Below are 23906 nucleotides of genomic sequence, written 5' to 3' on the forward strand. Positions count from 1 at the left end.
GCCAATACCAAAAGCCCCTAGCTCTGACTCCGACAGGACTCCGTGACTGGCCGAACGGTGATTCACTCTCGTGGTTGCAAGGGAGGTTGTGGATGTCGGCGATCAAGCTTCGAGACGATTATGACGCCGCCCAGACCCGTCGTCTGGCGGCCCGCGCCAAGAATGCCGATCAGGCGCGGCGACTGCTGGCGCTGGCGGCGGTTTATGAAGGCCGCAGTCGAGCCGAAGCGGCTGAGTTGGCCGGCATGGACCGGCAGACGCTGCGGGACTGGGCGCTGCGGGAGCCCATGGCGTGGTCGTCCTCGACCAGGCCGGATGGCACACCACCCAAAAGCTCAGACCGCCCGACAACCTCACCCCGTTGCCCCTGCCGCCACGCTCACCCGAGCTCAATCCCGCCGAGAACGTCTGGCAGCACCTGCGACAGCGCTTCCTCTCCAACCGGGTGTTCGACGACGACGACGCCATCGTCCAAGCCATCTGCGAGGCCTGGAACAAATTGATGGCAGAGCCAGACCGCATCAAATCCATCGGCCACCGCCAATGGGCCAAAGGTTCACGCTAGGGGCGATGGGTATTAGACTACCGGAATTCCGATAAGCCATTGTTTTGGAGCCGCTTTGTGCCAACCAAGTCAGAAAATCCACCGGCAACCCCAGCGTCGTTACAGCTGTTACAGCCAAACGCCGCCGCTGCTCCGTGACAGCGAAGCTCACAACCCATTGAGATTGTTCGGAGAAAATGGCGCGCCCGGAACGATTCGAACGTCCGACCCTCAGATTCGTAGTCTGATGCTCTATCCAGCTGAGCTACGGGCGCGCATTGCCTTTCGGCGAGGCGGGGGAGATAGCCCGTTCACCGGTGGGGCGCAAGCGGGTTTTCATGCAGATGGGGGGAAGTTTGTGGAGAACCAGGGCGGGGGCTTGACCCGCAAGGCCGCGCTCCCCTTTTGAAAGACCTGGACGACCTTGGCCGCGCGTGGATCCGCGCTGGTGCGGGCGCCATTCGCTTACCGACCTTTCGACGGAAGTCCGCCCATGCGCTTGATCGCCCCCCTGGTTCTCGCCTTGCTCGCCGGTTGCGCGCCCCTGGCGGCCGTGACGCCGGAACCGGCGATGGCCGCGACGCCGATCGCCGCGACGCCCGTCTATTCGCCGCGGGGCATGGTCGCCGCCGCCAATCCGCTGGCGGTCGCGGCGGGGCTGCGGGTGCTGCGCGATGGCGGGTCGGCCGTGGATGCGGCGGTGGCGGTGCAATCGGTGCTCGGTCTGGTCGAGCCGCAAAGCTCGGGCCTGGGCGGCGGATCGTTCATGGTGTTCTACGACGCCAAGACCGGCAAGGTGACCGCCTATGACGGTCGTGAGAAGGCTCCGCGGGCGGCCACGCCGCAGCTTTTCATGGGACCGGACGGCAAGCCGCTGGACTTCGTCACCGCCCTGCTTTCCGGCCGCTCGACGGGCGTGCCGGGGGCTGTGGCCATGCTGGCCCAGGCCCAGAAGGAGCACGGCAAGGCGGCCTGGGGCACGCTGTTCAAGGACGCCGAGGCCCTGGCCGATGGCGGCTTTACCGTCAGTCCACGCCTGGCCGGGATGATCAACAGCCCGCGCATTCCGGAGAACGTCGCGCCCGATGTCATCACCTATTTCACCAAGCCGAACGGCCAGCGCTACCAGGCCGGCGACACGCTGAAGAACCCGGCCTACGCCGTCACCCTGCGCAGCCTGGCCGCCAAGGGGCCCAGCGCGCTCTATGACGGCCCGCTGGCCCAGGCGATCGTCGATCGACTGCATCAGGGTGAGCTGTCGTCGAGCATGACACTGGCCGATCTGAAGGCCTACAGGCCGCGCTCGGCCGACGCCCTGTGCCGGCCGTGGAAGGTCTATACGGTCTGCGTGCCCAACCCGTCGTCGAGCGGCGCGTCGCTGCTGCAGGCCTTGATGATGCTGGAACACACCGACATCGCCACGCGTGGGCCGACCGATCCGACAGCCTGGACGCAGATGGCCGAGGCCGAACGGGTGATGTACGCCGACCGCGACCGCTATATCGGCGATCCGTCCTTCGTGAAGGTTCCGGTCGAAGGCCTGCTGGACCCCGCCTATGTGGCGGAGCGCGCGAAGCTGATCGGCACGAGCGCGGGTCCGGCGCCCACCTTTGGCCTGCCCAGGGGCGCCCCGGTCGTGGGCGCGGACTCGACGCGTGAGCCGGCCGGCACGACCCACATGGTCATCGTCGATCCGCAGGGCAATGTGGTGTCAATGACCACCACGGTCGAGAGCGTCTTCGGCTCTGGCCGGATGGTCGGCGGCTTCTTCCTCAACAACCAGCTGACCGACTTCAACTTCGACCCGAAGGACCCCGACGGCGCCCCCGGGGCCAACGCCGTGGCCGGCGGCAAGCGGCCGCGCTCGTCGATGGTTCCGGTCATCGTGCTCGACAAGGACGGCAAGTTCCTGGCGGCCCTGGGTTCGCCAGGCGGCTCGGCGATCCTGTCCTATAATCTCAAGGCCATGGTCGGGGTGTTCGACTGGGGCCTGTCCATGCAGCAGGCGATCAACCTGCCCAATATCGTGGCGCGCGGCGACAGCTTCTCGGCCGATGTCGAGAAGTTCGGGCCGGAGATGACGGCGGCTCTGCAGGCGCGGGGCGTGGCCATCCGTACCGGCCAGAACGAGACCTCCGGCCTGCATGGCGTGATCGTCCGGCCGGGTGGCGTGCTGGAAGGCGGGGCGGATCCTCGGCGCGAGGGCGTGGCCAAGGGGCTGTAGGGGGGGCTGTAGGGGCGCTCTGCGTTCTTCGAGGCTTGCCTAGAGCATTTTTCGAGCGAAGTGGTTCCGGTTCGCGTGAAGAAAAATGCTCTAGGGTTTGGAGTTCGCCTTGGGCTTCGCCGGGGCCAGCGCCGGCTCGAGCACGCCTGCCAAGGTCAGGTCGAACACCGAGCCGCCCGGTCCTGTCTCGACGAGCGCCAGATCGCCGCCATGGCCTTGGGCCAGCTCACGAGCGATCGCCAGGCCCAGGCCCGTGCCGCCCCGCCGCACCGAGCCGACGAACGGCTGGAAGAGGTTGTTGCGAGCCCTTTCCGGCACGCCCGGACCATCGTCCGACAGGCGCAGCACGCTCATGCCGTCGACGCGGCGCAATTCGACAAAGACCTTGCCCTTGCCCCCGCGATCGGGGGAGCCCTCGATGGCCTCGCGAGCGTTGCGCAGCAGGTTGGTCAGGATGCGATGCAATTGATCGGGATCGGCCAGCACCTGCTCGCGGGTCTCGATGACGGTCTCCAAAGCCACCCCGGTCGGCAGCAGGCCCGAGTCCTCGGCGGCCATGTCGAGGGCGGCGCGGAGCGGCAGCGGTCGGGCCAGCGGCGCGGGCTCCTTGGACTTGCCATAGGCCATGACATCGGTGGCCAGGGTGATGGCGCGGTCGAGGGCGCGTTCGAGACGCGGCAAGGCCTGGGCGACCTTGGGATCGCCGAGCGCGGCCAGGCGGTCCGACGCCATCTGGGCGCTGGTCAGCATGTTGCGCAGGTCGTGATTGATCTTGGCCACCGCCTCGCCCAGGGCGGCCAGGCGGGCCTTGGCCTGCAGGGCGGTGATCAGGTCGGTCTGCATCAGGTCGAGCTCGCGCTCGGCGCGGCCGATCTCGTCGCGGCGGCGCGAGACCACGACGCGGGCGCGGGCGTCCTCGGGGTCGGCGCGAAACCGCTCCATGGCCTGGGTGATGCGCTGCATCGGGCGCACCAGCAGGAAGTTCAACGATAGATAGATCAGCCCTCCCGCCAGCAAGGCGACGAACAGGGTCACCGCCGCCAGCCGGCCGAAATAGCCGATCAGCTGGGCCTTCAGCGGGCCGTCGGGCAGCACGATCTCGACGAACTCGGCTTCCTGGCGGAAACGCGGCTCGGCCATCACCCGCACCATGCTGCCCGGCGCGCTCTTCAAGGTGAAGAACGGGGCGGCGAGCCACGAGCCGGAGTTCTGGCGGCGCAGGTCCACGAGATAGGGCGGCTTGATCTTGAGGCCGCGCGGCTCGGTGGGCAGGACCAGGCGGCGGGCGCCATCGACCTCTAGGGCGACGATCACCACACCAGCCTGGTCCAGCAATTGCTGGGAGACCTTGTCGGTGATCCGGCGCTCGGGGTCGGCGTCGGCGATGGTCGAGGCCAGCTCGGCGGCGCGGACCCGATCCAGCAGCCACTGCTTCTCGAAGTCGGCCAGGGCCGGTGGCAGGATGAAGGCGCCGGCGATCGCCACGAACAGGGCGGTCAGCAGCAGCAGGCGCGCCGACAGGCCGCCGGGCCACGGGAAGCGACGCCCTGGCTTTCCCCCTGACGAGGGCGGTTCGGTCTCTGACGACGTGACCGGCTCGGCCATCTGTCTGGGTTACTTCACGTCTGAGGCTTCGGCAACGCGCCGGTTACGCCAATAGCGCCAGAGCGGCGGCAACAAGGCCAGGGCGCCCATGGCCAAGATCGGCAGATAGATGCGCGGCGAGAACAGGCTGTGCATCGTCACCGGCTCGCCGCTCGCGAAGAAGTGGCCCAGGCCCGCGCCGATCCCAGCATAGACGAACGAGCTGGGAATCATGCCCAGGAACGAGGCCAGCAGATAGGTGCGCAGGGGGATGTTCATCAGCCCGGAGGCGACATTGACCAGCAGCAGCGGAAAGGCCGGGATCAGCCGCAGGGTCAACAGGTAGGAGAAGGCGTCGGCCTTGAACCCTTCCTCGACCCGCGCCAGCAGAGCCCCGGGCTTACGGCGCAGGAAGTCGCCGAAAGCCGTGCGACAGACCAGATAGACCACGGTCGAACCGCCGGTGGCGCCGGTCACCGCCACGCAGCCGCCGCCGATCGGCCCGAACAGAAAGCCGCCGGTCAGCGAGAGGATCAGCGCGCCCGGAAGCGAGATCGAGACGGTGGCGACATAGATGAGGATATAGATCGCCGCACACTTCAGCGGATTGGCGTGGGCGTAGGCCTGCAGCGCCGTACCTTGGGCCTGCAGGGTCTCTAGCGACAGCCTGCCGGCCAGGCCCGTGCCCAGGGCAAGGGCCAGCAGGACCAGAAGGGCCGCCAGGGGTCCGAAGCGACGTAGCCACGTCAGGGCGGCGTCGGGGGTCATGCAGTCCCGATCGCGTCGGTGACCGAGGCGAAGCCCTCGGCCCGGAGCCGGGCGGCCAGGTCGCGCTTGATGCGGCTGACCAGTCCCGGGCCGCCATAGACCAGGGCCGAATAGAGCTGTATCGCGCAGGCCCCGGCCTTGATCTTGGCCAGGGCGTCGGCGCCGCTGGCGACTCCGCCGGCCCCGATCAGCGCCAGGTGACCGCTGTTGACGGCGTGGAAGCGGGCGATCATGGCGTTGGAGGCGGCCAGCAGGGGCTGTCCCGACAGGCCGCCGCTTTCGGTGGCGTGCGGCGACCTCAGACCGCCGGGGCGGGCGATGGTGGTGTTGCTGACGATGATTCCGTTCAGGCCATTGGCCTTCACCGTCTCGACAATGGCCTCGACCTCGCCGTCCTCCAGGTCGGGCGCGACCTTCAGGAAGATCGGATAGTCCACCGTCCCTGCCGCCTTCAGCAGGCCGCGCGCCTCGGCCAGCTTGCCCAACAGGTCCTGGAGCGCCGCCTTGGTCTGCAGAGCCCGCAGGCCGGGCGTGTTGGGCGACGAGATGTTGACGGTGAAATAGTCCGACAAACCCCACAGGCGGGTCAGGCCGGTGACATAGTCGGCGATGCGGTCGGTCGCGTCCTTGTTGGCCCCGATATTGGCCCCGACGATACCGCGCGTCCGCTGCGCCTTCAGCGTCGACAGGCGGGCGGCGAACGGCTCCAGGCCTTCGTTATTGAAGCCCATGCGGTTGATCACCGCCTGGTCCTGCGTCAGGCGAAAGAGCCGCGGGCGCGGATTGCCAGCCTGGGCCAGGGGCGTGACCGTGCCGCATTCGACGAAGCCGAAGCCGGCTCTCGACATCGCGGCCGGGACCTCGGCGTTCTTGTCGAAGCCCGCGGCCAAACCCACGCAGTTGGACAGCGGCAGGCCGGCGACGGTCAGCGACAGGATCGGGTCGTCCACGTCCGACTGGCGCGGACCCAGACCCATCTTCAGGCCCTTGATCGCCCAGCCGTGGGCGTCCTCGGGATCGAGCCCATGCAGGGCGCGCGCGGCGATGTCGTGCAGGCTCATGCGGAGAGCTCGCCGATGATCGGCGCGCCAACGGCGTCGAGGGCCAGCGGCCGCTCGGCGGTGACCTCATCGGTCCGCAGCGGGCGATAGAGGTGGGGAAACAGCGCCCCGCCGCGCGAGGCCTCCCACCTCAGGGCCGGGTCGGCGTCGTCGATCTCGACCGTGAGCAGCAGCAGGTCATCCTGACCCGCGAACCATTTGGCGGCGGTTTCCTGGGCTTGCTCGCCCGACGAGAAGTGGATGAAGCCGTCGGCCAGATCGACGGCCGAGCCCTCGAATGCGCCGGCCGCGCGCGCGGCGGCCCAGCTATCGGCCGACAGCAGCTTGTAGATCGTGCTCATTCGCCGCCTTGTCCGCCATTTTCCGAAGCATAGAACAGGTGGCTCAAGGTCGGGGCTCCATCCGTGTCGATCGAAAACACCGCGACCGTCGAGGTCGGGAACTTGCCGCGCAGCTTGGCCAGCAGAGCCGGATCGGCCGCTGCGCCCATCGCCATTCGCAGCGCCAGTTCGTGCAGGCCAGGATTGTGGCCGACGACCATGACGGTTCCGCTGTCGGGCGCCCCCTCGCGAATCGCCGCCAGCACGTCCTGAGCCTCGGCGTGATAGAGGTCGCGGCGGGGCTCGGCCCTGGCCTTGGGAAAGGCCGGGCCGGCGGCGTCCCAGGTTTCGCGCGTGCGGCGGGCCGAGGACACCAGCGCCAGATCCGGCGCTAGTCCGGCCTTGGCCAGCACCTTGCCCATCAGGGCGGCGTCGCTCTGCCCGCGGGGGGCCAGGGCGCGTTCGAAATCACCACCCGAGGCGGCGTGCTGCTCGGCCTTGCCGTGGCGCATGAGGATCAGTCGGTCCATGACCCTCCATAGCCTTCGCCGCCGCGCATCGGAAGCGCGGTTGCGAGCCCAGTTGACACAGGGGGCGCCAAGCGGTCCAAGGCGGCATGGCAAATCTCGATTTCGCCGGGGCTGTGCTGTCCGAGGGCGGAACCTGGCGGTTCCCGTCCAACCAGCCCCTGCGTCTCGACTCCGGCGCCAAGCTGGAAAATCTCGAGGTCGCCTATCGCACCTGGGGGACGCTGAACGCGGACGGCACGAACGCCATCCTGATCTGCCACGCCCTGACGCTGGACCAGCACGTCGCGGGGACCCATCCCACCACCGGCAAGCCCGGCTGGTGGACGCGGCTGATCGGTCCGGGCAAACCCATCGATCCGGCCCGGCACTTCGTCATCTGCTCGAACGTCATCGGCGGCTGCATGGGCTCGACCGGGCCCGCCTCGGTCAACCCCGCCACGGCCGAGGTCTACGGCCTGACCTTCCCGGTGATCACCATCGCCGACATGGTGCGGGCCCAGGCCATGCTGATCGACGCCTTGGGTGTCGAAAGCCTGTTGGCCGTCGTCGGCGGCTCGATGGGCGGCATGCAGGTCCAGCAATGGGCCGCCGACTATCCAGAGCGCCTGTTCAGCGCCGTGATCGTGGCCTCGGCGTCACGCCACTCGGCCCAGAACATCGCCTTCCACGAGGTGGGTCGCCAGGCGATCATGGCCGACCCTGATTGGAAAGCCGGCGCCTACGCCAAGGGCAAGTCGCGGCCCGAGAAGGGCCTGGCCGTCGCGCGGATGGCCGCCCACATCACCTATCTGTCCGAGCCGGCCCTGCAGCGGAAGTTTGGCCGCGAGTTGCAGCGCGACGGCCTGTCCTGGGGCTTCGACGCCGATTTCCAGGTGGAGAGCTATCTGCGCCACCAGGGCGCCAGCTTCGTCGATCGCTTCGACGCCAATTCCTACCTCTACATCACCCGGGCCATGGACTATTTCGACCTGGCGGCCGGCCATGGCGGGGTGCTGGCCCAGGCCTTCGCCGGCGCTCGCCACGTGCGGTTCTGCGTGCTGTCCTTCACCAGCGACTGGCTCTATCCGACCGCCGAGAACCGCCACATCGTCCGCGCCCTGACCGCCGCCGGCTGCCGCGCGGCCTTCGTCGAGATCGAGAGCGACAAGGGCCACGACGCCTTCCTGCTGGATGAGCCGGTGATGGACGCGGCCCTGCAGGGGTTCATGAGTTCGGTGGACCGGGAGCGGGGGCTGTGAGGGTTCGCATGACCAAGGCCCTCCCCCTGTGGGGGAGGCGGCGCGAAGCGCCGGTGGGGGCAGTCGTCGGGCGCTTGAGCACTCCCCCCTCCGTCGGCTTCGCCGACACCTCCCCCATAGGGGGAGGACTATGATCCGGGAAGACTTCAAGGAGATCCTGCGCCTGGTTCGGCCGGGATCGCGGGTGCTGGACGTCGGGTGTGGCGAGGGCGTGCTGCTGGATCTGCTGACCCGCGAAAAGCAGGTCGATGGCCGGGGTCTGGAGATCAGCGCTGCCGGCGTGGCCGCCTGCATGTCGCGCGGCTTGTCGGTGGTGCAGGGCGACGCTGACCTGGATCTCGACCACTTCCCCGACCGCTCGTTCGACTATGCGGTGCTGTCCCAGACCCTGCAGGCAACGCGCCGGCCGCGCCATGTGCTGGCCGAGTTGCTGCGCATCGCCGACCGCGCGGTGGTGTCGTTCCCCAATTTCGGTCACTGGAAGGTGCGCTGGTCGCTGCTGCATCGCGGCCGCATGCCCGAGACCGAGGCCCTGCCCCTGCCCTGGTGGGCGACGCCGAACATCCACCTGTGCACCCTGGCCGACTTCCTGGCCCTGACCGAAGACCTCGAAGTCCGCATCGACACCTGCGCCGCCTTCGCTGGCCAAGGGCCCGCTCGGCAGATCGACCCGACCAGGGCCCTGGAGAATTGGCGCGCCGAGAGCTGCCTGTTCATGCTCAGTCGCAACCCATCCCCGCTCGCGGCGGAACCTCCAGCGGCCTCAGGCGATCTCTTCGACGGATGAAACTTCGCCTCATGACCTACAATGTCCACCGCTGCGTGGGCACGGACCGCCGGCTCGACGTCGAACGCGTGGCCGAGGTCATCGCCGCCGAAAAACCCGACGTGGTGGCGCTGCAGGAACTGGACGTCCGCCGCGCTCGAACCAAGGGCGTGGACCAAGCCCACCGCCTGGCTGAACTGCTGAAGATGAAGTCGCACTTCCATCCCGCCATGGCGGTGGAAGAGGAGCTGTACGGCGACGCCATCCTGACCGCCCTGCCCGAAAGGAAGGTCAAGGCCGAGGGGCTGCCGCTCTACACGCGTATCCCCGGCCTGGAGCCGCGTGGCGCGCTATGGGTCACCGTCGAGGTCGGCGGCGTTCCGGTGCAGATCATCAACACCCACCTTGGCCTGGTGCCCCAGGAACAAAAGCGCCAGGCCGCAGCGTTACTCGGCGATAAGTGGATGACGCACGAGGCCTGGACGGCGCCCGGCATCCTGCTGGGCGACTTCAACGCCTCGCCCTATTCGGCCACCTACCGGATGCTGAAGGCGGTGCTGCGCGACGCCCAGACCCGGAGCGCTGGCTGGGACAAGACGCCGACCGCGACCTTCCCCTCCAAGTTCCCGTTCATGCGGATCGACCACGTCTTTCTGACCAAGGGTCTGAAGACGGTCGGCATACGTTCGCCGTACGGCGCCCTGGCCCGGGTGGCGTCGGACCATTTGCCGTTGGTCGTCGATCTGGAGATCAGTCCCGTTGCAGGTGACCCGGCAATGTCAGCTTCAAGCCCTCGTGGTTCATCAGGCGATGCAGATCGCGCTTGAGCCGCTTGCGGCGGCCCCAAGGACGCCAGGCGTCGTCCGGGGTGATGGCGTCCCCCAGGCTCCAGTCGGCGATGAACTTCTGAACGCCGGTCAGCTCGCGGACCGGCACCGGCGCCAGGCGACGCGGCTGGCCGCCCCGGCGATCGAGCAGGTTGATGGTCACCGCCAGGCTGCCTTCGCGATCATAGGTTTCGAGCACATGCTCGGTCTCGTGATCGATGAAGTGGCCGATCAGCCTTCCTAGAAAGGCGCGCACGGCCGCCCGGCTGGCGTCGTCCCGACCTTCGAAGGCGATGTCGCATTCCGTGTCGAGACCGATCGAGCGGTTGTTCAGATTGGCCGAACCGAGCCGCAGCATCTTGTCGTCCATGATCGCCACCTTGGAGTGGACGATGATCGCCGCGCCCTTGGGCGTCTTGGCGCTGAAGGCCGAGAACCGGCCGTGAACGTCGATTTCGCGCAGGCGGTTGATCGCCGCCGTGCGGGCGCTGTCCATGGTCATCTGGTCGAAATAGCTTGGACTGTGGGCCGGACCGATGGTGACCACCTCGGGACCGCCCGCCTCGGCCAGGCGCTCGGCCAGGGCTTCGACGATGATCGGCGAGGTGATGTACTGGTTCTCCAGATAGATCAGCCGCTTGGCCGACTTGATGCTGGCCAGGTGCATCAACATCGTTTCATTGATCTCGGGATCGCCCTTCCAGGCGGGCTGGGTGCGGCAGATGCCCAGGCCGACCTTGCGCAGGTCGGGCAACAGATCGTCGGGCCACGGGCTCTCGGCGGGCTTGTCGGACCGCTCGATCATCTCGCCCGTGGATTTGCGCCAGCGCTCGATGAACAGGTCGCCGAGCGCCTCGGCGGCCTTGCCCTCGACCATCGCCGCCACCTCGTGCCGGGCCGGATAGTGATGGCCGGTCGGCAGACGCCGACGAGGGTCGTTGTCGAGGTGCCGGGTGGTGTCCCAGCGATCGATGCCGATGTCCCCGCCGCTGACGAGGGCCACTGTGCCGTCGACCACGACAACCTTCTGGTGGTGGCAGGCGCTGGCCGGCAGGGTGTTGTCCAGGTGATACTTCACCCGCGAGCCGGCGAAGAACACCTTACCCCGGTGGGGTCCGAACAGCTGCGAGGCCGCGATCGGAAATGGCATGTCCCAGACCAGGATACGGACGTCCAGCACCGGATTCAGCGCCGCCTGGCGACGCAGCAGCAGGCCGATGCGATCGACGCGCTCCGGGTCGCGGCTCTTCTTAACCCGGTCAGGGTCAAGGCGCGTCAAGGGATCGAACACCCAGGCCAGGATCCAGATCGACTTGCGGGCCGATAAAAGGACGGTCTTCAGGGCGTCGAACGCCTCATCATTGTCGATGAACAGCGCCAGCCGTTCGGCGGTCTCGAGCCGCCAACAGGTCGAACCCGGCTGCAGCAACGTGGCGGGGTTCGGCAGAGATGCGTCGTCGGCCATGTCGCCCCTTTGACGTGAACGCTCCCAACGCATCGACCGGCGTTATGGCTGCGCTTGCCCGGCCGCTGGCCGTCATTTTTTGTTGGCGAGGCTAGCCGGCGATCGCTGCGGCGTCGCGTTCGCCGGTGCGGATGCGCAGGGCCTGTTCCAGGTCCATGACGAACACCTTGCCGTCGCCGATCTTGCCGGTGTTGGCGGTCCGCTGCAGGGCCTCGACCACCGACTCGACCACATCGGTGGGCACGGCGATCTCCAGCTTGACCTTCGGCAGCAGCTTCACCTCGTATTCGGCGCCGCGATACACCTCGGTCTTGCCCTTCTGTCGGCCATAGCCACGCACCTCGGTGACCGTCAGGCCCGACGCGCCCGCCTCGGTGACCGCTTCAAGCACGGCGTCCAGACGGCTGGGCTTGATAATGGCGACGATCATCTTCATGGCGCGGCTCTCGCTGGCGACGGTGTTTGCGACTCAAGGCTAGGCCCGGAAATCGAAGGCTCCAAGGGCCTTGCGGCATTTAGATTGCCCGGCGCCTTCCGAACAGGCGCCGGACCGGTGGGTGACGGGGCCAGCACGCCGGGCGCGAAGACCCGCACACGCTGGCGGCTGCCGCGCGGCTTGACCGCGAAGGTCTGCTTGACCGCCTCCATCAGGATCAGGCCGGCGAAGCGCGGCCACAGGCGGGCGCCAACCTGCTCGAACCCCTCGGCCCAGCGCGACATCACCGCCGTCGGCGGCACATAGAGCGCCCGCGTCCAGCCGGCGGGCTCCAGGTCGGCTTCGCGCAGCAGGTTTTCCAGTTGGTGGCGGCTGAACGGCCGGCCGTGCCCGAACGGCGTGCTCTCCGCCCCGGCCCACAGCCCGTCGCGCGAGGCCACGGCGACGATCAGTCGGCCCGAGGGGGCCATGACCCGCCAGATTTCGCGCAGGACGGCGGCCGGGTCGGCGGCCTCCTCCAGGGCATGAACGGCCAGGATGCGGTCGAACATGGCGTTGGGAAACGGCAGGGCTGTCTCCTCGACCAAGGTGGCCTGGTTGGGTTCGCCGCGGGGCCAGACCTCGACGCCCTGCGTCGCCGGCATGGCCGCCACCACGCGCCGGGCCTTGGCGCGGGCGGTGTCGAGGAAGGGCGTGGCGTAGCCCAGGCCCAGCACGTCCAGGCCCCGCGCATCGCCCCAGGCCTCCTCGACCTTGCGCCCCAGCATCTCGCGCGCCGACCGACCGAGGGGGGTGGCGTAGAAGGCTCTAAGATCGAGGACGTCGCGACGCATTGAGTCTCCTGGCAGGCGGCCTCATCTATGTAGGCGGGCGAACACCGCGCGTCACCGTTCCGTCGCCCCCAGGAGAGCCGAAGCATGTCGCTGACCGTCCACCAGTTCCCCTGCCTGTCGGACAATTACGGCTTTCTGGTGCGCGATGACGCCACCGGCAAGGTCGCGACCATCGATACGCCCGACGCCGACGCCATACTGGCGGCGCTGAAAACCCTGGGCTGGAGCCTGGACCTGATCCTCAACACCCACTGGCACCCGGACCACGCCGGCGGCAACGCGGCGATCCAGGCAGCGACCGGGGCGACGATCGTCGGACCACAGGAAGTGACCCGCATCGCGCCGCTGGACCGGCCGGTGGGCCAGGGCGACACGGTCGCTCTTGGCGAGACGACCCTATCGGTGATCGACACCGGCGGCCACACCCTGGGGCATATCGCCTATTACGATGCGGCGGACCGCATCGCCTTTGTTGGCGACACGCTGTTCGCCCTCGGCTGCGGGCGACTTTTCGAGGGCACCGCCGAGCAGATGTGGGGGTCGCTGGCCAAGCTGACCGCGCTGCCGGACGACACCACCGTCTATTGCGCCCACGAATATACCGCGTCCAACGCCCGCTTCGCCCTGTCGGTGGACGACGAACCGGCGCTCAAGATCCGGGCCGACCAGGTGTTCGCCGCCCGTGAGCGCGGCGAAGCCACCGTGCCGACCACCATCGGCCTGGAGAAGGCCACCAACCCTTTCCTGCGCGCGCCGCTGCTGCGCCCCCATCTGTCGCCCGCCGAGGCGTTCGGCGAAATCCGCGCCGCCAAGGACGGTTTCAAGGGATGAGCACGCCGCCGCTCGGCCTTTCCGGCGACCTGGGCGCCAAGGAGATCATCCGCCTGCTCGACCTGGCGCCGCACCCCGAGGGCGGCTGGTACAGGCGCACCTTCGAGGACGAAGCGCCGGCAGACGGCCGCTCGGCCTCGACGGCGATCTACTATCTGCTGCAGGCGCAGGAGCTGTCGGCCTGGCATCGCATCGACGCGGTCGAGACCTGGCACTACTACGCCGGCGCCCCGATCGCTCTGACCCTGTCGCCGCCCGACGGTGTCGGCCTCACGGCCTATACGCTCGGCCCCGACCTGCGGGCCGGCTGTCGTCCGCAGGTCATCGTGCCGGTCGGCTGGTGGCAGACCGCCGTCAGCCTGGGGGCGTGGACGCTCGTCGGCTGCACCGTCGCGCCAGGGTTTCGGTTTGAGGGCTTCGAACTGGCGCCGGAGGGGTGGCGGCCGAGCGCGTGACAGGCTAGGTGACAGGCCAAATGACAGGCGTTATTGTAAGAGCACAGGAGCGCCCCATGGCTCAAAGCGACGACATCGCGACCTCCACAGCCTCGCTGGAGGACTTGGAGATAGCCAAGGTGCTGGAGCAATCGAGACAGGACTCGGAGGCAGGTCTTTCGCTGCGGGGCGACGGCGCCCTAACCTATCTCCAGAAGCTCTTGGACCAGGCGCGCGCTCAAGTGTTACGCCAGACGGGCTGATCTCGCCTTGCCGCGCGACCTCGAACTCACGCCGCGTGCCAGGCGAGACCTCCAGGCCGCGAAAGATCGGTTCTTTGCCTCTGCCGGCCCCACGCCTCAGGCTCTCGAGCGCATGGAAGTCCTCGTGGGCGCCATCGCGAATCTCGTGAACACGCCCGTCACCTGGCCATTGAGCGAGACATTTCCGGGTGTGCGCTGTCGCCTGGCCAGTGGCTGCCGGATTTTCTACGAAGTTCGCCCGGACATGCACGACAATCACAGGGCAGGTGATGTGCCATACTGCACGTGCGCCTGCCCGGCCAGAACGAGCCCAGCAGGGTCTGATCGTGAGAGCAGGAAGGCCCCGGATCGCTCCGGGGCCTTCTTATCAGACGGTGGTGGACGCCGGCTCCGCCGCCGGCATGGTCGTGGTGTCGTCCGAGCCGTGTGACCACTTCTTGAGGATCGGCGACAGGACCAGGAACAGCACCCCGATACCGATCGACACCAGGCCGATGATCTTGAACACCAGCAACGACTGGGTCATGGCCGCCGCCGGGTCCAGCACCTGGCCGCCAACGGTTTCGGTCGCGGCAATGCCGGCGATCTTGCTGGCCAGCCAGTTGGCCATGGCCAGGGCCATGTACCAGACGGCCATCACGAACGAGACGATCGACAGCGGCGACAGCTTGGTCATCTGAGACAGACCGACCGGCGACATGAACATCTCGCCCGAGGTGTGCAGCATGTACATGATGACCAAGAAGACCAGCGGCATGCGGAAGGCGCCATCGGCGAAATGAGCGCCGATCAGCAGCACCAGGAAGCCCGCCCCGACCTGGATCAGCGATAGGCCAAACTTGATCATCGGGCCCGGATTGCGGCCTCGGAAGCCGAGGAAGGTCCACATCGCGGCGAACACCGGCGCGAAGATCAGGATCCAGCCGGCGTTGATCGCCTGGGTCTGGGCGGCGTTGAACGAAGTATTGACCCAGAAGCCGCTCTTGGGATCGATCCCCGCCGCCGCCAGTTGCTCGGGCGCGCCCAGGATCACCGCCCCATTGAACCAGGTCACCGGCTTGTGCAGCAGCACCAGATCGACATTACTGGCCGCGAACAGGTTCAGGGACGAACCGGCCTGTTCGAACAGGGTCCAGAACACCACCGCGCCCAGCACCAGCACGGTGGCCAGCAGCAGCCGCTCGCGTTCGACCTTCTCGCATTTGACGAAGGCGAACCACAGGATATAGCCCAGCGAACCGAACATCCCGGCCACCAGCGTGAAGTCAACGACGGGCGTATACTGCACCACGAAGAAGACGATCCCCACCATGGCCAGCGCGCCGACATAGATCAGGCCTTCGCGGTTGATCGGGCCAACGACCGGCGCCTTGAGCGTCTTGGGTTCGGGTGGCTCGCCCTTGCCCAACAACAGGGGCTTGCCCAGCACGAAGACGATGAAGCCGGCCAGCATGCCGATGCCGGCCATGCCGAAGCCCGCGTTCCAGCCGACATTGACGCCCAGCAGACCACAGAGGATGGCCGCCCAGAACGAGCCCAGGTTGATGCCGTAGTAGTAGAGGGTGAAACCGGGATCGCGACGCGGATCGCCTTGGGGATAGAGCTGGCCCACCAGGGTGGCGACATTGGCCTTCATGAAGCCCACGCCGACGATGATCAGCGACAGGGCCAGCCAGAAGATGTTCAGATAGAGCGGATCACGGTCTTCAACGCCCAGCTGATACTGCCCCTTGGGCAGCACCGAGGGGATGATCGAATTGGCCGGCAGGTTCTTGATCTCGAAGTCGCCCTGGTCATTGGCCGCCACGTCATAGGGCTTGTCGGCGATCATCATCTTGGCGACGCGTTCCTCGCCCCGGCCCGTGGCCTGGAACTCGTAGGCGTGGCCGCCATAGGTCAGGGTCTGGGTGGCCGGATGGCCCTCGACCGCCATGGTCAGGTGGCCCGCCACCAACAGGATGGCGCCGAACGCCACGGCCTTGCGGGTGCCCAGATAGCGGTCGGCCAGGAAGCCGCCGAGCAGCGGCACGATATAGACCAGCGACGTGTAGGAGCCGTAATGGCCGCTGGCAGTCTTCGAATCGAACAGGAAATGCTGGGTGAGGTAGAAGATCAGCAGGCCGCGCATGCCGTAGTAGGAGAAACGCTCCCACATCTCGGCCATGAAACAGATGATCAGCCCGCGCGGATGGCCTCGCAAGATCTGGATAAGCACGGGTATGCCGGTCACCAGCGTGACCAGGATGCCCATGGCGACAACGATATTCATTCACTAACCTTGAGATATTCAAGCGGCAGGGGCGTCGAACAGGTCGTTTCGCCCTCGCCCTCCCCATTCGGCGGGGAGAAGATCACGGGAGTCGGCGTTTCACAAGCAATGGCTTGCCGCTTTGGACCCCCCTCAGGGCCCCGCGCGTTCTCTATATCGCCGCCTTCGCGCGATACGGGAGAAACACCATGAAAACGCCAGACCAGGATCATCCGATCACCTGCTCGCGCGAGCCGGGCCGGGTCGCGGTGCTGTTTGAAGGTCACGAGATCGCCGACAGCGAAGACGTGCTGCGACTGGCCGAAGCCGACTATCCGGTGGTGCGCTATTTCCCTCGGTCCGACGTGGCCATGGACTTCCTGCAGAAGACCGACAAGGTCACCCATTGCCCCTATAAGGGGGACGCGACCTATTACACGATCTACCGCGACCGGCAGCTGATCGAGAACGCCGTCTGGTCTTACGAGACCCCGTTTCCGGCCGTGAGCCAGATCGCCGGACGCCTGGCCTTCTATCCACAGCACGTGGAATTCAAGTCCGCTGGCCAGACCCCAGCCCAGACCGCGGCCTTGGATGACGATGTTCATGTCGATGTCGATGACGTCGTCCGCCATACCGACAGCGGTTCCGGCGCCAGCCAGGCCGAGCATTGGCAGGCCAATGTCGATATGCCCGAGGACGAAGCGCGAAAGGGCGACGACATCAAGAACGACGACGGTCGCGCGGTCGTCAGCCGCCCGTACGACGGAACCGGATCAATCTGAGCCGCACTGATTTTTCGCGAATTACCAAGGCTTCGTTAACTATTTAGGCGCTGCAATACGGCAGCGCTTAAGCGCGAGGCCTCCAGAGAGAGGCATGGGAAGGAACGCCATGGCCTACACTGGTTATGACTCTCGTCTTAACGCCGCCCCGCGTTCGTCGGTGCGTCAGCCGCTCCTGCCGCCCATCGCCTGGGGGCGCCTGATCGTCTTGGGCGCCAGCGTGGCCGCCTGGGTCGGGATCATCGCGGCGATGCGCGCCCTTTTTTGAGGCGCAAGCGTTTCGAGGTCCGCTTGGAGCTTTTCCCGACCTGACTGCGTCAGGCCGTGAGCTCTAATCTGTTGTTTTGACGCATTTATCTTCACGCGAACCGGAACCACTTCGCTCGAAAAATCCCCTAGTAGGCGAAATCCTCGAACACCCGATTGATGTCGCCCTTCCAGGCGCCGTGGTACAGCGCCAGCAGGCGCTCGGCGGGCGTTATCCCGCTGTCGGCGATCTCTTCAAGTTCGCCCAGATAGATCGTCTCATCCAGAAAGCCGCCGTTGACGTGGGCGCGCGCCTTCAGCCCTTGCCGGGCGATAGCGACGAAGTCCTTGGCCACGTCTTGGGCAGAGCGGCCGGCGACCTGAGCCTTCAGGCCTAGTTTCGGCACGTCGCGACGCAGGCCAGCGCGATCCTCGGCCGTCCAGTCCTTGCAAATGTCCCACGCCGCAGCCAGCGCCGCGTCGTCATAAAACACGCCGGTCCATAGGGCTGGCAGAGCGCAGAGGCGGCTCCAAGGTCCGGCATCGGCGCCGCGCATCTCCAGATAGGTCTTCAGCCGCACCTCGGGAAACAGGGTGGTGGTGTGGTCGGCCCAGTCCTTGATCGAGGCGCGCTCGCCCGGAAGTTCGCCGATCTTGCCGTCGATGAAGTCGCTGAAGCTGCGGCCGGCCAGGTCGATATAGCGGTCGCCGCGCTTGGCGAAATACATCGGCACGTCCAGGGCGTAGCGGGCGTAGCGCTCGAAGTCGAACCCGTCCTCGAACACGAAGTCCAGCAGGCCGGTGCGGTCGGGGTCGGTGTCGTTCCAGACATCGGCGCGGGCCGAGAGAAAGCCGTTGGGCTTGCCCTCGGTGAACGGCGAATTGGCGAACAGGGCGGTGACGATCGGCTGCAGGGCCAGGCTCATCCGGAACTTGGCGACCATGTCGGCTTCGCTGGAGAAGTCGAGATTGGCCTGCACCGTGCAGGTGCGCAGCATCATGTCCAGGCCCAGGCCGCCGACCTTGGGCATGTAGTTGCGCATGATCACGTAGCGGCCCTTGGGCATGATCGGCACCTGCTCGCGCTTCCATAGCGGCGAGAAGCCCAAGCCGAGAAAGCCCAGGCCAAGCTCGTCGGCCACGGTCTTGACCTCGTCCAGGTGCTGGCCGGTCTCCTCGCAGATGTCGTGCATGGTCAGCAGCGGCGCGCCGCTCAGCTCGAACTGGCCGCCGGGCTCCAGGCTGACATTGGCGCCGTTGCGCTCCAGCCCGATGATCACCTCGCCTTCCATCACCGGCTTCCAGCCAAAACGCTGCAGGCCGGTGAGCAGGGCGTGCACGCCCTTGTCGCCCTCATAGGGCACGGGCGTATGGTCCTTGAGGTAGAAGCCGAACTTCTCGTGCTCGGCGCCGACCCGGAAAGCCTCCTTGGGCTTGGAGCCCGAGGCGAAATAGGCGGTCAGATCGTCGAGCGTCAGCGGACGCTCCTGGCTCGCGGCTTGCGCCATCGGTCATCCCTCCCAAAACACGCATCAAGAAGGGAGGGCAAACCCTCCGACCCGCCCGCGAACTGTCGTGCAGCGCAGTAGGGCGTTTTCTTAGCGAACCTCAAGAGGGCGCGCACAGCCTTTCGCGACAGGCGGCGCTAGCGCCAATCCCCTGCCGCCGCCTGCCACAGGGTCATGGCGGCGATCGCCGCCGTATCCGCGCGCAGGATGCGGGGGCCCAGAGACACCGGGATGACGAAGGGCAGCGACCGCAAGCGTTCGCGCTCCTCCGGCGCGAAGCCGCCTTCGGGGCCGATCAGGATGGCGGCCGGCGGGGCCGTAGCGGCCAAGGCCTCGATCATCGGCCGGGCGTCGCCGCCCTCGTCGCAGAAGATCAGCCGGCGCGCCGGGTCCCAGTCATCGAGAATCTTTTCCAGCTTCATGGGGTCGTCGATCACCGGCACATCCAGCCGTCCGGTCTGCTCGGCGGCCTCGATGGCGATGGCGTCCAGCCGCCCCAATTTCAGGAAATCCACATTGGTCCGCCGGGTCTGGGTCAGGCGCACGCGGCGCGCGCCCAGTTCCGCGGCCTTCTCGACGATGGTCTCGACCCGGCCGCGCTTGACCATGGCCACCACCAGGTCGAGGTCCGGCGCATGGTCCTGCTCGCGGGTCTGTTCCTCGCAGCGCAACAGGCAGCCGCGCTTGCCGGCCTCGGTCAGGCTGGCGCGCCACTCGCCATCTTGGCCGTTGAACACCAGGATCTCGGCGCCGACCTCCAGCCGCATCACGGCGGTCAGGTAGCGCGACTGATCGACGGAGGGCGCGACGCCCGCGCCGAGCTTCAGGGGATGGGGAACGAAGAGACGGATCATGGCGCTCTTCTAGAGCGTTTTGGAGCGAAGTGGATATCGGTTCGCGTGAAGAAAACGCGTAAAAACAACGACTCTAGCGCAACTGCACGTTCCGGGGGTAGGCTCTGCGCCATGAGCAAGACCGACGACTACGAAGCCGAACTTCGCGACCTGCAACTGGCCCTGGTCGGCCTGCAGCGACAGGCGATGAAAGAGGGCTGGAAAACCGTCGCGATCTTCGAAGGCCGCGACGCCGCCGGCAAGGACGGGGCCATCGCCCGGCTGACCGAGCACGCCCACCGCCGCGCCACCCAGGTGATCTCCCTGCCCGCCCCCAGCGATCGCGAGCGTAGCGAGTGGTACTTCCAGCGCTATGTCGCCCACCTGCCCGGCGCCGGCGAGGCCGTGGTGTTCAACCGCTCCTGGTACAACCGGGCCGGGGTCGAGCGGGTCATGGGCTTTTCCAAGCCCGACGAGCAGGAGCAGTTTTTGCGTGACGTGCCGGCCTTCGAGCTGATGCTGGTGCAGAACGGCGTGCGCCTGACCAAGTTCTGGCTCGACATCGACCGCGAGACCCAGGCCGAACGGCTGGAAGCGCGGCGCGAGGAGCCGCTGAAGGCCTTCAAGGTCAGCGATCTGGACGCCGTGGCCCAGGCCAAGTGGGAAGACTACAGCGCCGCCCGCGACGAGATGCTGATGCGCACCCACTCGACCCCGGCGCCCTGGGTCTGCGTGCGCGCCAACCACAAGAAGGCCGCCCGGCTGAACATCCTGCGCTACATGCTGCACGCCTCGGCCCCGAAAAAGCTGCTGAAGGGGATAGAGCGGCCGGATTCCGAGGTGATCTTCAAGTTCGAGCCGGCGGCGCTGACGGATGGGCGGCTGGCGCGCTGAGGGCTCGGCAACCCCGCATTTCGGGGCTTGCCCTCCCGGCCGGGCCGCATAGCATCGCGGTCATGAAAGCTCTGGCCTGTCTCACCGTCATCGGGGCTCTGCTCCTGGCCGCGCCCGCCAGCGCCCAAATACATGAGCGCATCTATCCCGCCCCAACGGCCCCGCTCGACCTGGCGGGTCTGCCGACCGGCGCCGTGATCGACACCGTCCGGACCGCCGACGGACTGACCCTCAAGGGGCTGGAGATCGCGCCGCGAGACGGCAAGCCGACCTTGCTGATGTTCCACGGCAACGGCTCGAGCGCGGCGACCTCGATGCGCTGGCTCGCGCCGTTGCTCACCGAGGGCTATGGCTTGGTGGCGGCGGAATACCGCGAATACAGCGGCAATCCGGGTCGGGCCAGCGAGGCAGGACTGGCCGCCGACGCGGACGCGTTCTTCGCGCGAGCCCGTGTCGTGTCGGGGGGCGGAAAACTGATCGTGGTGGGACACAGCCTGGGTGGCGGCGTCGCCTTTGGTCTGGCTCGGCGGCAAAAGCTCGACGCACTGGTGACCATCGGCACGTTCACCGATCTTCGAACCATGGCCCCGGCGGCGGCCCGATGGATGATCTCCGACCGCTATGACAACGCCGGCGCGATCGTCACGCTCGACGAGCCTTGTTACCTCGTGCACGGCACGGCGGACCAGGTCGTACCCTACGCCCATGGCCAAGCGATGCGCGCCGCCGGGTCGAAGGCTCGCAAGGACGGCGCGCTGTTCACCGTCGGTGGCGCGGGCCATGGTCCCGACGGCGCGGTCCTGGCGATGATCCTGCGCGCCGTCGCGGCCAAGACCCAGGGCGGCGGCGTGATTAAGGTTCAGCTGCCGCCAGGGGTTCAGTTGACGCCGTTCGGCTCCTGACGGTGCGAATGGTCGGTGACATAGAAGGTCTCCGGCTCGGCCTCGATCAGCATCTCGCGCTGGTCGAAGGTGATTCCCGGACAGACCGGGGCGTCGCCGTCGTCCCACAGCCGGGTCAGACCTTCCCGTGGGCCTTCAGTCAGGCATGGCCGCAGGACGTGCCGTCGGCGACGCCGGGCAGGCTGAAGGCGAAGGCGCGCACCGCGTCGAAGGTCATGGCCAAAGATCCCGTGGGCTGACGTATCGCCGCAGACTATAGGGACAAGATGGACGCTGAAAACACCCTCTTGCAGCCTGGCGCTCCCTCCGGCCTTCCCTCGCCTGTGCTCGTGCTGGGGGCCACCAGCCTGATCGGGCGGTTCCTGCTGGCGCGGCTGAGCGCGGCGGGGATCGAACCCATGGCGCTGAGCCGTCGGCCGCCCAGCGACGATATCTGCTGGGTGGACGCGGATCTCGGCGATCCGGACCTGGCCAAGGCGCTGCCACAGGTGGGCACGGTGTTCTCGCTGTCGCCGATCTGGCTGCTGCCCCGGGCCTTGCCGGCCCTGAAGGCGCGCGGCCTGAGCCGACTGGTGGCCTTTTCCTCGACCAGCCGCTTCACCAAGCAAGACTCGCCCGAGGCCTCCGAACGGGCGGTCGCCAAGGCGCTGGCCGATGCGGAAGCTGAGGTGGAGGCGTTCTGCGCCGCCCAAGGCGTCAGCTGGACCATCCTTCGCCCGACCCTGATCTATGTCGAAGGTCGCGACGGCAATGTCAGCCGGCTGGCCAGCCTGATCCGGCGGTTCAAGGTGCTGCCGCTTTCAGGAGCGGGGGCGGGTCGGCGCCAACCCGTCCACGCCGAGGACCTGGCGATCGGCGCCTTGGAGGCGGCCCAGGCGCCGGCGGCCTCGAACAGAGCCTATGACCTGACCGGCGGCGAGATCCTGACCTACCGGGTCATGGCTGAGCGGGTTTTCCAGGGGCTGGGCCGTCGCCCGGCGATCCTGACCCTGCCGCCGTGGCTGTTTCGCGGGCTGCTGACCCTGCTGAAGCCCTTCTATCCCGGCGCGACGGCGGCCATGGGCGACCGCATGGCCCAGGACTTGACCTTCGACGACGGCCCGGCGCGGGCCGACTTCGGGTGGTCGCCGCGAGATTTTCATCCACGGTTCTGACGCGCGGATACCGGATGGGGACACACATTCGTCCCACGGTCAGAGGCAGCGGGATCAGGGCGGCGGGGCGAGTGTGTGTCCCCGGCTAGACCCCGGCCCCTTCCACGTCGCTCAGCACCATGGCGAACGGCGCCTGGGCGCCGTCGCGCTCGACATAGCCGCTGACCAGCTTGTGGTCGGGATTGAGGACGCCCAGATCAACGTCCTCGGTCGGGAACATCACCACGCGCCGGTCGCCGATGCAGACCAGCAGCTCGTAACCGTCATGGGCCCGCCGCGACATGGCCTTCAGCCGTGAATAGTAGGGCTCGCGCTTCCAGGCGACCGGCTTGCCCGGATCGACCACGACGTTCAGCCGCTTGCCGTCCCGGTCCGAATACATCAGGAAGCCCGCCTTGTCGGGTCGCCAGGCAGCGTCCAATCGCTCCGAGCTCAGCCACAGGCAATGGAAGCTTTGGCAGGCCGAGGGCCGGCCGTGATAGTCGCCGCAGCCCGACCCCTTGCGGAACACGCTGCACCAGCGGCCTGCCGGTTTGTCGAGCTCGCTGATGTGCAGCACCTTGCAGCACATGCCGCAGTCGCCGCAGGACTTGGAGAGGGCCACATCGGTCATGCGGGCATCTCGCGCACCAGGCCATGATCGATGTCGCGATCGGCGAGGATCTCGAAGCCGCGGCGGCCCACCAGGACGTAGAGGGTCCCGCCCTTGGCCGCGCCGCGTGCCGCCCAATCGCGGAACGTGCCGTGGAACGGGGCCCTTCGCCAGGCCTCGGGCGAGGCCGGATCGACCTCGACGATCAGGCCCTGACCGGCGTTCTCGCGATGCACCACGAACCTGGCCCGGTCCGGCCGCCAGCGGTCATCGAGGTTGGGCGCCCGCAGCCAGTAGCAGGAGAAGCTGGCGCAGGCCGTGGGCCGGGTGTCATAGATCGCGCAGCCGGCGCCCTTGCGGTAGTGGCCGCACCAGGCGTGCGGCGCCTTGTCGATGGCCTTGACGCCCATCAGCTTGCAGCACATCCCGCAGTCGCCGCAGGTCCTGGCTGGCGTCGCCTCGCCCACTGTCGTCATCCCCTGGATCGTCAGGAGACGGATTTATCGCGGTTTCATGACGGTTTTTCCGTCGGACCAAATACCGCTCGCCCCGGCGAACGCCGGGACGAGCGGCGCAGGCCTAGAGCAAGCCGCGCGATATAGGAATCGCACGGCTTGCTC

The 23906-nt window shown here is 67.4% G+C and carries 26 protein-coding genes, 1 tRNA gene and 1 pseudogene; 14 read left to right on the top strand and 14 right to left on the bottom strand.

Going from position 1 to position 23906, the window contains the following annotated elements:
- The first annotated feature begins 92 nt into the window (after window positions 1-92).
- A pseudogene (locus ACP696_RS15040) lies at window positions 93-565 on the top strand (transposase).
- Window positions 566-742: 177 nt separating this feature from the next.
- Here ACP696_RS15040 and ACP696_RS15045 read toward each other — a convergent pair.
- Window positions 743-819, bottom strand: a tRNA-Arg gene (locus tag ACP696_RS15045).
- Window positions 820-1037: 218 nt separating this feature from the next.
- Here ACP696_RS15045 and ggt point away from each other — a divergent pair.
- On the top strand, window positions 1038-2768 hold the full coding sequence (gene ggt, locus ACP696_RS15050) for a gamma-glutamyltransferase (protein ID WP_426011244.1): 1731 nt from the start codon (window positions 1038-1040) through the stop codon (window positions 2766-2768).
- Window positions 2769-2858: 90 nt separating this feature from the next.
- On the opposite strand, the gene ACP696_RS15055 is transcribed toward ggt, so the two are convergent.
- From ACP696_RS15055 to ACP696_RS15075, 5 genes are read right to left on the bottom strand one after another with little or no spacing between them, the layout of a single operon-like run.
- A complete protein-coding gene (locus ACP696_RS15055; RefSeq protein WP_426011243.1) occupies window positions 2859-4373 on the bottom strand; it encodes a sensor histidine kinase in 1515 nt (504 codons plus the stop codon).
- Between the two features lie 9 nt (window positions 4374-4382).
- On the bottom strand, window positions 4383-5120 hold the full coding sequence (locus ACP696_RS15060; protein WP_426011242.1) for a TVP38/TMEM64 family protein: 738 nt from the start codon (window positions 5118-5120) through the stop codon (window positions 4383-4385).
- Complete coding sequence (locus ACP696_RS15065; RefSeq protein WP_426011241.1) at window positions 5117-6181, bottom strand: quinone-dependent dihydroorotate dehydrogenase; 1065 nt, start codon at window positions 6179-6181, stop codon at window positions 5117-5119. Before ACP696_RS15065 ends, ACP696_RS15060 begins: the two co-directional genes overlap by 4 nt.
- Window positions 6178-6522, bottom strand: coding sequence for a DUF952 domain-containing protein (locus tag ACP696_RS15070; RefSeq protein ID WP_426011240.1), 345 nt, complete (start codon window positions 6520-6522; stop codon window positions 6178-6180). The genes ACP696_RS15065 and ACP696_RS15070 overlap by 4 nt, the downstream gene beginning before the upstream one ends.
- Entirely contained in the window at window positions 6519-7031 is a 513-nt protein-coding gene (locus tag ACP696_RS15075) for a SixA phosphatase family protein (protein WP_426011239.1), read from the bottom strand. Before ACP696_RS15075 ends, ACP696_RS15070 begins: the two co-directional genes overlap by 4 nt.
- An 86-nt stretch (window positions 7032-7117) precedes the next feature.
- Here ACP696_RS15075 and metX point away from each other — a divergent pair, with 86 nt between their 5' ends.
- From metX to ACP696_RS15090, 3 genes are all read left to right on the top strand, one after another.
- Entirely contained in the window at window positions 7118-8269 is a 1152-nt protein-coding gene (gene metX, locus ACP696_RS15080) for a homoserine O-acetyltransferase MetX (RefSeq protein ID WP_426011238.1), read from the top strand.
- 130 nt (window positions 8270-8399) lie between these two features.
- Window positions 8400-9056, top strand: coding sequence for a methionine biosynthesis protein MetW (gene metW / locus ACP696_RS15085; protein WP_426011237.1), 657 nt, complete (start codon window positions 8400-8402; stop codon window positions 9054-9056).
- Window positions 9053-9862 carry an endonuclease/exonuclease/phosphatase family protein gene (locus ACP696_RS15090; RefSeq protein ID WP_426011236.1) on the top strand — a complete coding sequence of 270 codons (810 nt, stop codon included), beginning with the start codon at window positions 9053-9055 and terminating at the stop codon, window positions 9860-9862. The genes metW and ACP696_RS15090 overlap by 4 nt, the downstream gene beginning before the upstream one ends.
- On the opposite strand, the gene ACP696_RS15095 is transcribed toward ACP696_RS15090, so the two are convergent.
- The 3 genes from ACP696_RS15095 to ACP696_RS15105 all read right to left on the bottom strand — a co-directional run bounded on the left by ACP696_RS15095 (window position 9786) and on the right by ACP696_RS15105 (window position 12596).
- Complete coding sequence (locus ACP696_RS15095) at window positions 9786-11327, bottom strand: phospholipase D-like domain-containing protein (protein ID WP_426011235.1); 1542 nt, start codon at window positions 11325-11327, stop codon at window positions 9786-9788. The genes ACP696_RS15090 and ACP696_RS15095 overlap by 77 nt on opposite strands.
- A 91-nt stretch (window positions 11328-11418) precedes the next feature.
- A complete protein-coding gene (locus tag ACP696_RS15100; protein ID WP_421739545.1) occupies window positions 11419-11763 on the bottom strand; it encodes a P-II family nitrogen regulator in 345 nt (114 codons plus the stop codon).
- Complete coding sequence (locus ACP696_RS15105; protein ID WP_426011234.1) at window positions 11760-12596, bottom strand: class I SAM-dependent methyltransferase; 837 nt, start codon at window positions 12594-12596, stop codon at window positions 11760-11762. Before ACP696_RS15105 ends, ACP696_RS15100 begins: the two co-directional genes overlap by 4 nt.
- Before the next feature lie 84 nt (window positions 12597-12680).
- On the opposite strand from ACP696_RS15105, the gene gloB reads away from it, so the two are divergent.
- The 3 genes from gloB to ACP696_RS15120 are packed head-to-tail and all read left to right on the top strand — an operon-like array spanning window position 12681 to window position 14124.
- Window positions 12681-13427, top strand: coding sequence for a hydroxyacylglutathione hydrolase (gene gloB / locus ACP696_RS15110; RefSeq protein WP_426011233.1), 747 nt, complete (start codon window positions 12681-12683; stop codon window positions 13425-13427).
- Complete coding sequence (locus ACP696_RS15115) at window positions 13424-13882, top strand: cupin domain-containing protein (RefSeq protein WP_426011232.1); 459 nt, start codon at window positions 13424-13426, stop codon at window positions 13880-13882. The genes gloB and ACP696_RS15115 overlap by 4 nt, the downstream gene beginning before the upstream one ends.
- A 56-nt stretch (window positions 13883-13938) precedes the next feature.
- Complete coding sequence (locus ACP696_RS15120; RefSeq protein WP_426011231.1) at window positions 13939-14124, top strand: hypothetical protein; 186 nt, start codon at window positions 13939-13941, stop codon at window positions 14122-14124.
- Window positions 14125-14491: 367 nt separating this feature from the next.
- Here ACP696_RS15120 and ACP696_RS15125 read toward each other — a convergent pair whose 3' ends face one another.
- Window positions 14492-16393: a peptide MFS transporter gene (locus ACP696_RS15125; RefSeq protein ID WP_426011230.1), complete on the bottom strand. Its 1902-nt coding sequence runs from the start codon at window positions 16391-16393 to the stop codon at window positions 14492-14494.
- Window positions 16394-16581: 188 nt separating this feature from the next.
- Between ACP696_RS15125 and ACP696_RS15130 the strand changes: the two genes are divergently transcribed.
- Together ACP696_RS15130 and ACP696_RS15135 are read left to right on the top strand one after the other, a co-directional pair.
- Complete coding sequence (locus tag ACP696_RS15130; RefSeq protein WP_426011229.1) at window positions 16582-17157, top strand: DUF427 domain-containing protein; 576 nt, start codon at window positions 16582-16584, stop codon at window positions 17155-17157.
- A gap of 109 nt (window positions 17158-17266) precedes the next feature.
- A complete protein-coding gene (locus tag ACP696_RS15135) occupies window positions 17267-17425 on the top strand; it encodes a hypothetical protein (RefSeq protein WP_426011228.1) in 159 nt (52 codons plus the stop codon).
- A gap of 127 nt (window positions 17426-17552) precedes the next feature.
- Here ACP696_RS15135 and ACP696_RS15140 read toward each other — a convergent pair whose 3' ends face one another.
- Both ACP696_RS15140 and ACP696_RS15145 read right to left on the bottom strand, forming a co-directional pair.
- Window positions 17553-18911, bottom strand: a complete 1359-nt coding sequence (locus tag ACP696_RS15140) for a glutamate--cysteine ligase (protein ID WP_426011227.1) — start codon at window positions 18909-18911, stop codon at window positions 17553-17555.
- A gap of 137 nt (window positions 18912-19048) precedes the next feature.
- Complete coding sequence (locus ACP696_RS15145; RefSeq protein WP_426011226.1) at window positions 19049-19765, bottom strand: 16S rRNA (uracil(1498)-N(3))-methyltransferase; 717 nt, start codon at window positions 19763-19765, stop codon at window positions 19049-19051.
- A 111-nt stretch (window positions 19766-19876) separates the two neighbouring features.
- On the opposite strand from ACP696_RS15145, the gene ppk2 reads away from it, so the two are divergent.
- From ppk2 to ACP696_RS15165, 4 genes are all read left to right on the top strand, one after another.
- The gene (gene ppk2 / locus ACP696_RS15150) at window positions 19877-20638 is read left to right on the top strand and encodes a polyphosphate kinase 2 (RefSeq protein ID WP_426011225.1); all 762 of its coding nucleotides are present in this window, start codon (window positions 19877-19879) and stop codon (window positions 20636-20638) included.
- Between the two features lie 62 nt (window positions 20639-20700).
- Window positions 20701-21540 (top strand): alpha/beta hydrolase family protein, encoded by an 840-nt coding sequence (locus tag ACP696_RS15155; protein ID WP_426011224.1) that lies wholly within the window; start codon window positions 20701-20703, stop codon window positions 21538-21540.
- Between the two features lie 8 nt (window positions 21541-21548).
- On the top strand, window positions 21549-21779 hold the full coding sequence (locus tag ACP696_RS15160; protein WP_426011223.1) for a hypothetical protein: 231 nt from the start codon (window positions 21549-21551) through the stop codon (window positions 21777-21779).
- Between the two features lie 27 nt (window positions 21780-21806).
- A complete protein-coding gene (locus ACP696_RS15165) occupies window positions 21807-22694 on the top strand; it encodes an SDR family oxidoreductase (protein ID WP_426011222.1) in 888 nt (295 codons plus the stop codon).
- An 85-nt stretch (window positions 22695-22779) separates the two neighbouring features.
- On the opposite strand, the gene ACP696_RS15170 is transcribed toward ACP696_RS15165, so the two are convergent.
- Together ACP696_RS15170 and ACP696_RS15175 are read right to left on the bottom strand one after the other, a co-directional pair.
- A complete protein-coding gene (locus ACP696_RS15170) occupies window positions 22780-23307 on the bottom strand; it encodes a YkgJ family cysteine cluster protein (protein WP_426011221.1) in 528 nt (175 codons plus the stop codon).
- Entirely contained in the window at window positions 23304-23762 is a 459-nt protein-coding gene (locus ACP696_RS15175) for a YkgJ family cysteine cluster protein (RefSeq protein ID WP_426030325.1), read from the bottom strand. Before ACP696_RS15175 ends, ACP696_RS15170 begins: the two co-directional genes overlap by 4 nt.
- Window positions 23763-23906: the final 144 nt, after the last annotated feature.

The organism is Caulobacter sp. DWR3-1-2, from assembly GCF_049896225.1.
GTDB lineage: Bacteria > Pseudomonadota > Alphaproteobacteria > Caulobacterales > Caulobacteraceae > Caulobacter.